The sequence below is a fragment of the Streptomyces sp. NPDC057654 genome (assembly GCF_042800135.1).
Classification (GTDB): Bacteria; Actinomycetota; Actinomycetes; order Streptomycetales; family Streptomycetaceae; genus Streptomyces.
The window spans coordinates 1-7,017 of the sequence record NZ_JBHVHQ010000434.1; the positions used below are offsets into that span (position 1 = coordinate 1).

Sequence of the window (7,017 nt, forward strand, 5' to 3'; positions counted from 1 at the left end):
GACGCCCGGACAGCACCGGAGCGCGCCGGGGGCGGCAAGACCATCACCGAGGGGTCGGCGGGTTGGGCGAGTTGGGACATCTCAGGCTCCCGTGAGGGAAGGGGCGGTGGGCGAAGGTGAGGGGGCACGGCCAGCGGCGCGGAGACGGAGGGAGCTCCGGTCCCATCGGGTGGGCGCTGCCTGTCCGGGCACCGTCCGGATGTCGGTTCGCCGGGTATCGGCGGCTTTCCTGGCGAGTGGGATCGAGTGCGCGTTGAATGTTTCGTCGGTGCCGACGCGCCCGAGCTCTTCGGCCGGTTGGCTGGGTCTCGGGTGGGGTGGTCGTCATCCCGTCCGGATCGGTGGAGTCAGCTGGTGTGGACCGGAGCCGCGGTGTGTTCGCCGCCTCGACCCTGATAGAAGAGGCCGTGTTGCAGCAGCTTCGTCCGGACGGTGGGGTACGCCTTGCTGTCCGTGCCCGACGTCGTTTTGGAGAAGGTGATGCGCGTACGGCATTTCCCACACCGGAGGAAGAGGTGGTCATGCCGGGTCCGGCCGAGTTCGAAGTGCTGGCGGCTAGCGGCCTTGGCCAGGTCCCGCAGGCGCCCGTCGCGTATGCCGCTCAAAGGGCTCTGTCTTGACATGTGGTTTCACTGATTCCTTGGCCGGTTTGGTCGTTGGGTGTGATCGGGGTAGTCAGCCCGGGTTCAGTCGGTGCCGGAGTCCATCAGGGCGGCGGGCGAACGCGAGGCGGAGCGCGATATCCGCTCTTGGCACACAGGCCGGGCGCGCGGCGAACGGTCGTGCCGCCGACGCCCACGTCCGATGCCAGGCGCGTCGGGTTGGGGAGATAGGTGCCGGGGCCGAGGACACCGTCGACGATTTGTCGCCGGAGCGAGGCGGCAACCAACTCATGGACGCAGGGGCGGGGCACGGGGATTCGCCTCTCTTCACAGAGCACGGAGTGGATGGGGCGGGCCGAAGAGACCGGCTGGGCCGGTGCTGTCACGGGAGCACCGCCCGCGGCGGAGCGGGGTCGTCGGAGTCCGGATCGGGGAGGCGGTGCACATGACGCAGGGGACTGGTCAGCAGGCGCAGTACGGGGAGAAGGAGCAGACACCCGCCGATGGCGAGGGTGGTTCTCAGCCCGAGCTGGGTCGCACCGAGGCCAGCCGTCAGCGCGGCCAGCGGGGCCGGGCCGGCGCACACCAGTTGCCCGGCAGTCTGCATCCGGCCGTGCATGCGCGGCGCGCAGACGCTCATCCGCACTGCCCGCTGGGCCAGTCCGCCGACGGCCGCCGAGACGCCCTGGACCAGCAGCGCGGCGTAGACCGTGGCCTGCCCGGCCCGGCCGGGTTCGCTGAGCAGCAGCGGGAGGTAGCTGACCGGCGCCGCCGCCAGGGCCGTGATCATGGTGCGGGCGGGGCCGAATTGGCCCACGCACCGGGTGGCGTAGAGCGCGCCGAGCAGGCCCCCGGCGGCCTGGGCGCCGAGGGCCAGGCCGACCGCCGTCCCGGACCAGCCCAGTACGCGCACCAGATAGACCGTCAGGACGGCCTGCTGCCCGGCGAGCACGGCCTGAGTTACCGCATTGGCGTGCAGCACGGGGGCGATCACGTGGTGCCGGCGGACGTAGCGCAGCCCCTCCCAGATCTCCCGCCCCACCGTGCTGCGGCCCTCCCGTGGGGCGGGCGCAGGTTCCCGGCCGCCGATCCGCGCGGTGCATACGGCGCTGAGAACGTAGGAGAGCGCGTCCAGGAGTAGGGCGAGGGCCGCGCCGAGCACGGTGACGAGGCCGGCCGCGAGCGCGGAGCCGCCCAGGGCCGCGATGCCGCCGAGCTGCACGAGCCGGCTGGTGGCCTCCAGCAGCCGTTCCCGCCCCAGCAGACGCGGCAGGAGGGCAAGGGTGGCCGCGTTGGAGATGACGGACGTCGCGCCGAGCACCGTGGCGACCGCGTACAGCCAGCCCAGAGTGAGCTGCCCGGCCGCGGCCGCCACCGGCACCGTGAGCACCGTGGTGGCCGCCACCAGATCAGTGGTGATCAGGAGCGGCCGGATGCGGATCCGGTCGATCAGCGCCCCGACCGGCAGGCTGACCAGCAGAACCGGGGCCTGCTGGCAGGCGGCCAGCAGAGCCGCCTGTCCGGTGGAGGCGTCCAGGACAAGGACGGCGGTCAGCGGCAGGGCGACGCTGCTGACCGCGGACCCGGCCCCGCTGCCCGCCTGCCCGAGCGCGAGCAGCGCGAAGTCCGCGCGCCACAGGCGGCTCGTCGCGGCCGGGGCGACGGCGACCGGGGCGGCACTGGCCCCGGGGCGGGTGCTGGTCATATCGGTCCGGTTGACTCGTGAGGAATAGGAATCGTGGGGTAAGGCCGTAGCGCCGCGCGAGGCCGGAAAGGAATACTTCTGCGCCGCAGTAATTATCGGGGATAATGACAGTTGCTGGCCTGAAGGTGGTGTTTCCCGTGCCCTTCCCCACGCTCCCGCGCGGCCCAGGGAAGCTGGCGAGAGCGTGGGGAGGGATTTCGTGGCATCCCTGCCAGAGATGATGGGGGTCAAGCCTGACAAGAGGGCCACTTCCCTTTCTTTCCGGACCTTGTGGGAGACGCTGAAAGAAAGGGAGTCATGGTGGCCTAGCTGAAACTCTGCCGAGACGTTCATGAGGGTGTGGGTGCGACCCCCGTGCGCACCACACCGCTCCGTCCAGCACTGCTGTCGGCACTGGATGGGGGCGAGCCCGCGCTGAGATCGTCAGCGAAGGGATTCTTTCCGCCGCCAGTCGCATTTTCTTGAAAGTGGCGACTTCGGGAGCGTGCCGCGCCAGGTGATTTCCCTGCGGATCGGCCCGCCTTAAATTGATACCGCAGGATTCCTCCGGGCGGCAAGTCGGGGAAATACTCCAGTGGTTACCAGATTGAGGGCATGGCGAAATGGCGGTCCGCCTTATTGCTGGCGGCCGGTTCGTATCGGGGGAATTCGTTTCGAGAGTGGGGCTCTCCTGCGTCAGTGCGGCGAGAAGCGGTTTTTTCACGCGTGCGCGAGAGGGCGCCGGTGGAGGGCATGAAAGGGGGAGACGGGGCACCGGCCCCGGGCCGGGCCAAGGGCGGTCCGGAGGCCGGCGTTTGCCGCGGCGGTCAGTCCTTGAGCGTGTAGAAGTGGATCGGGGTGTTCGCCGTGAAGCCGATGCGCGGGTACACCGGCGCCCCGGCCTCGGTGGCGTGCAGGGTGGCGCGCGTCAGGCCGGTGGTCCTGGCGCCTTCGTACAGGGCCTTGCGGGTGACGGTCTCGCCGTAGCCGCGGCGTTGCCACTGCGGGTCGGTGGCGACGAAGGCGACGAAGAGGCGGCCTTGGACGGGGAGGGTGGCGGCGCACGCCACCGGGGTATCGCCGTGCAGGGCGAGGTAAGCGTGCATCTTGCTCTTCCAGAGCACGGACCCGGCCAGGCCGCCGCGGCAGTCCTCGACAGGGAGTCCGTAGGCGCGGGCCTGGAGGTCCGCGTACGCCTGCAAGTGCTCATCGGTGCTCACGCGCACGAACGCGAGGTCGGGGTGGTGCGGTTCGGGGATCGGCAGCAGGTCGCCGGCCATGCCTATGCCGCCGAAGGCGTACTGGAAACCTGCCGCCTCGGCCGCCGCTCCCAGCGCGGGACGGGCCTCGGCATCGAGGAGGTCTTCGAAGACCCACAGGAAGCCCGGGTGCGTCTTCGCGCGCATGATGCCGGCCGCCTTGTCCAGGCGCCGCCTCATGAGATCCACTCCCACCGCTTCGTCGGTCAAGGTGACGCAGTTCCAGAAGGAGAAGGCGGAGCCGCCCCAACGGACGGCGACGCCGGGCAGGTCGCGTACGTCAGCGTCTGGGGCATGGTCCTCGACCATGGCCCGCCAGGCGACGCAGAGTTGCTGCATCGATTCGACGGATTCCGCACGAGGGGTGGAGCTCATCAGATGATCCCTTCGGCTGCGTCGGGGGTGGTGTCTGCGGTGGAGCTGTGCTTGCGGTAGGAGCTGCGGCCGAAACGCCACCACACGGCGGCAAGGAGGAGGACTACGGTCGTGGCGACGAGCGTGTAGTTGGCGGTGGTGAGGGTGACCGGGCTGGTCTGCGGGAGCATGAACAGGCCGGTCACCACGGTCGCCCACGCCACGGCTATCCAGCCGATCAGCCTGCTCCAGCGGCCGAGGGTCCAGGGCCCGGGCGTCCACTTCTTGGGGTGGATCAGCCGCAGCAGCACGGGGATGGCGTAGGCCGGGGTGAAGCCCACGACCGAGATCGCGGTTACCGCGGCGAAGGCGGAAGCCGAGTACAAGGACGGCACGGCGAGCAGGAATGCAACGGAGACGGCGAGCCAGACGGCGTTGGCGGGAACGTGGGTGCGGGGGTTGACCTTCTCCCAGCGGGACCAGCCCGGCAGGGCGCCGTCCCGGGAGAACGCGTAGATCATGCGGCTGGCGCTGGTGGTCACCGTGTACCCGCACAGGAACTGCGCCACGATGATGATCAGCATCAGGGCCTTGGCCGTGGCGACGCCGAGGGCGTCCAGAAAGATCTGCGCGACGGGTACGCCGGTGGGGCTGTTCAGGGTCGCGGTGTAGTCCTGGATGGCGAAGAGGAGAGCGGCCAGCAGGACGCCGCCGGCGATCCAGGACACCGCCACCGAACGGACCATGCCGCGAGCGGCGACGACGGAGGCCCGGCTGGTCTCCTCGCTCAGGTGGGCGGAGGTGTCATACCCCGCCAAGGCGAAGCACGGCAACAACGTGCCCAGCAGCACCACGTACACCATGTTGGGCCAGCCGGTGTTGTTGGTGAAGTGGGAGAACACGAACGAGGCCGACTGGTGGTGGGAGGGGACGAAGGACAGGGCGCCGATGATGACGACCGCGCCCCCCACGTGCCACCCCGCGCTCAGGGACGTCAGACGGTTCAGCAACTTGGCGCCGGCAAGGTTCATGACCGCGTGCAGGACGAGGATGACCGCGTAGAGGGCTAGCAGGCCCTTCGGGGAGAGCACGGTGCCCCACTGCAGGTTGGCCCAGGCGGCGCTGAACGTGGCGATGCCGAAATCCTGGGCGGCGATCCCGGCCACCAGGCCCATCAGGTTGAGCCAGCCCGTGTACCAGCTCCATTTCTCACCGCCGAGTTTGCGCGCCATGAAGTACAGGCCGCCGCTGGTGGGGTATCTGCTGGTGATCTCCGCGAGTGCCGCCGCCAGGCACAGTACGAACGGTCCGACGGCGAGCCAGCCCCACATGATCACCGCGGGACCACCGCTGTTCAGGCCGAACCCGAACAAAAGCAAGGTTCCTGACATGATCGAGATGACCGACAGGGAAGCGGCGAAGTTCCCGAAGGGGCTCATGCGCCGGTGCAGTTCTTGCTTGTACCCGAGCTCTTGGAGGGTGCGTTCCTCGTCGAGCGGCTCGGACCGCTGCTGTCGTCGTGTATGGAGCAAAATGCGCATCAGGTCTCCGTGGGGGTGCCGGACAAGGGAAGGGCGGGGCTGGTAACCCGTCACAGGGCGGCGGTGCCCGGCTGTCGGCCACGTCGGCCGCTGTGCCGGGGAGCCTGCACGCCACGGGGGCATAGGCCCGGTAGTTCACGTCCAGATGTTCAGGCCGTACCCGGCCAGCAGCAGCGCCGCGAACATGATCGAGATGGCTGACAGGTGGACGGCGAAGTCGCTGTGTTCGTTCATGCACCGGTGCCGTTCTTGCTCGTACCCGGGCTCTTTGTGGGTGCGTTCGTCGTCTGGCGGTTCGGGCTGCTGTCGTCGCGTATGGGACAAAATATGCATCAGGTCTCCGTGAGGATGCCGGACAAGGGAAGAGCGGGGCCGGTGGTCCGCTGACGGGGCGGTGCCCGGCCGGGAGGGCGGCCGCGAATCACCGGCGGCCCCGCGCGGAGGGCTTCCGGCAGCCGTCGCGAGCTGTTTCGAAGGCGTCTCGCCACTGGCTTGGATGCTGGGCGAAGTCCTCCCACGGGTGCTGTGTGGCGAAGTCGCCGATCGCCTCGAACACCTCAGCCGCCCAGTCGGGGAAGCCGCACGCGACGAGTGCGTAGGCCAGGTAGTTCAAGTCAAGTTGGGAGCTGGTGGCCGGGTCGCATTTTTTGAACCAGCCCGTGAAGGCTCGGGTCGTCGCCTGGACGATGTCCCCGCGGGTCCACAGCTGGCTCAGCATCGGCTCGTGTCGTGCGCGGCGCTCTCGGTGGTCCTGGACGAGGGCGTAGATCGGCAGGAGGAGCAGCGGGGAGTTGTCCGGTGCGATGGAGCACGTCCAGCGGGCGAAGTCGCCGGCGACGGCGCGGCGGCCCGCCGGGCCGGGCTGGGTCTGGAGTGCCTGGGACATGCGGTGCCACGCCTCGCGGTTCCAGGGGTCCCGGCGGTGCGTCTTCTCCAGCAGCTCCCACGGTCCGTGAGGCAGCAGGTGTTCCGGCGGCGGCGGGGGGACCCGATAGCGGGGGAAGCGTCCCGCGGTGTCCGTGCCCATGAGGGCGATGGCGCAGATCCAGGGCACCGGGTCGTAGTAGTTCTCCTCGGCGGCCTTGCTGCATTCCTGCCAGGCCAGGTCCGCCAGTCTCTCCCACTGCCGTGTCTGCCCGGTTTTCTGCGCGCGGTGGGTCCGCAAAACCCGCTCGGTGGTGACCCGGGCGTACATGACGTGCGCGGCGTGGCTGGCCGGCTCCTCTTTGAGCCACAGCTCCACGACGTTGGTCTCGGCCGCCTCCGCTGCCAGGGCCTGGGTGCGGGCGGTCCATTGCGGCCAGTGTCCGGTCTTGGCCAGCACCTCGCTCATGCGCATCCAGTGCCCCACCCGGATGTCCTGTACCGCCCGATAGAGGTCCGCATCGCGGGCCGTCGGGTGCGAACTGCTCATCAGCGCTTCTCTCGATCGACGGGGCGCGACGCGGGGCGGAGCGGCGGCGCTGCGCTCCGGCCCGGGCAGCTACAGGTGACGCCGGGACCGGCCCCCAAGCCCGTGCCGGGGGAGGGGAAGGCGGGATCGCGGCGGCTCCGGGCCCGGCCGCCGCCGGCAGCCG

At 69.8% G+C, this 7,017-nt stretch carries 6 protein-coding genes; all 6 read right to left on the bottom strand.

Annotated features, from left to right (window positions below):
• Positions 1 to 347: 347 nt before the first annotated feature.
• On the bottom strand, positions 348 to 623 hold the full coding sequence (locus ACFU99_RS26875; RefSeq protein ID WP_384396518.1) for a hypothetical protein: 276 nt from the start codon (positions 621 to 623) through the stop codon (positions 348 to 350).
• Between the two features lie 83 nt (positions 624 to 706).
• Positions 707 to 1,099, bottom strand: coding sequence for a GntR family transcriptional regulator (locus ACFU99_RS26880; protein ID WP_384396521.1), 393 nt, complete (start codon positions 1,097 to 1,099; stop codon positions 707 to 709).
• Positions 985 to 2,307 (bottom strand): MFS transporter, encoded by a 1,323-nt coding sequence (locus ACFU99_RS26885; protein WP_384396524.1) that lies wholly within the window; start codon positions 2,305 to 2,307, stop codon positions 985 to 987. The genes ACFU99_RS26880 and ACFU99_RS26885 overlap by 115 nt, the downstream gene beginning before the upstream one ends.
• Positions 2,308 to 3,113: 806 nt before the next feature.
• Entirely contained in the window at positions 3,114 to 3,920 is an 807-nt protein-coding gene (locus ACFU99_RS26890) for a GNAT family N-acetyltransferase (protein ID WP_384396529.1), read from the bottom strand.
• On the bottom strand, positions 3,920 to 5,440 hold the full coding sequence (locus ACFU99_RS26895) for an amino acid permease (protein ID WP_384396532.1): 1,521 nt from the start codon (positions 5,438 to 5,440) through the stop codon (positions 3,920 to 3,922). The genes ACFU99_RS26890 and ACFU99_RS26895 overlap by 1 nt, the downstream gene beginning before the upstream one ends.
• A 421-nt stretch (positions 5,441 to 5,861) precedes the next feature.
• Positions 5,862 to 6,854 carry a hypothetical protein gene (locus ACFU99_RS26900; protein WP_384396535.1) on the bottom strand — a complete coding sequence of 331 codons (993 nt, stop codon included), beginning with the start codon at positions 6,852 to 6,854 and terminating at the stop codon, positions 5,862 to 5,864.
• Positions 6,855 to 7,017 lie beyond the last annotated feature (163 nt).

Excerpts from the sequence above, each read along its gene's own strand:
- ACFU99_RS26875 (WP_384396518.1), bottom strand. The coding sequence starts at position 623 with ATGTCAAGACAGAGCCCTTTGAGCGGCATACGCGACGGGCGCCTGCGG.
- ACFU99_RS26885 (WP_384396524.1), bottom strand. The coding sequence starts at position 2,307 with ATGACCAGCACCCGCCCCGGGGCCAGTGCCGCCCCGGTCGCCGTCGCC.
- ACFU99_RS26890 (WP_384396529.1), bottom strand. The coding sequence starts at position 3,920 with ATGAGCTCCACCCCTCGTGCGGAATCCGTCGAATCGATGCAGCAACTC.
- ACFU99_RS26895 (WP_384396532.1), bottom strand. The coding sequence starts at position 5,440 with ATGCGCATTTTGCTCCATACACGACGACAGCAGCGGTCCGAGCCGCTC.
- ACFU99_RS26900 (WP_384396535.1), bottom strand. The coding sequence starts at position 6,854 with ATGAGCAGTTCGCACCCGACGGCCCGCGATGCGGACCTCTATCGGGCG.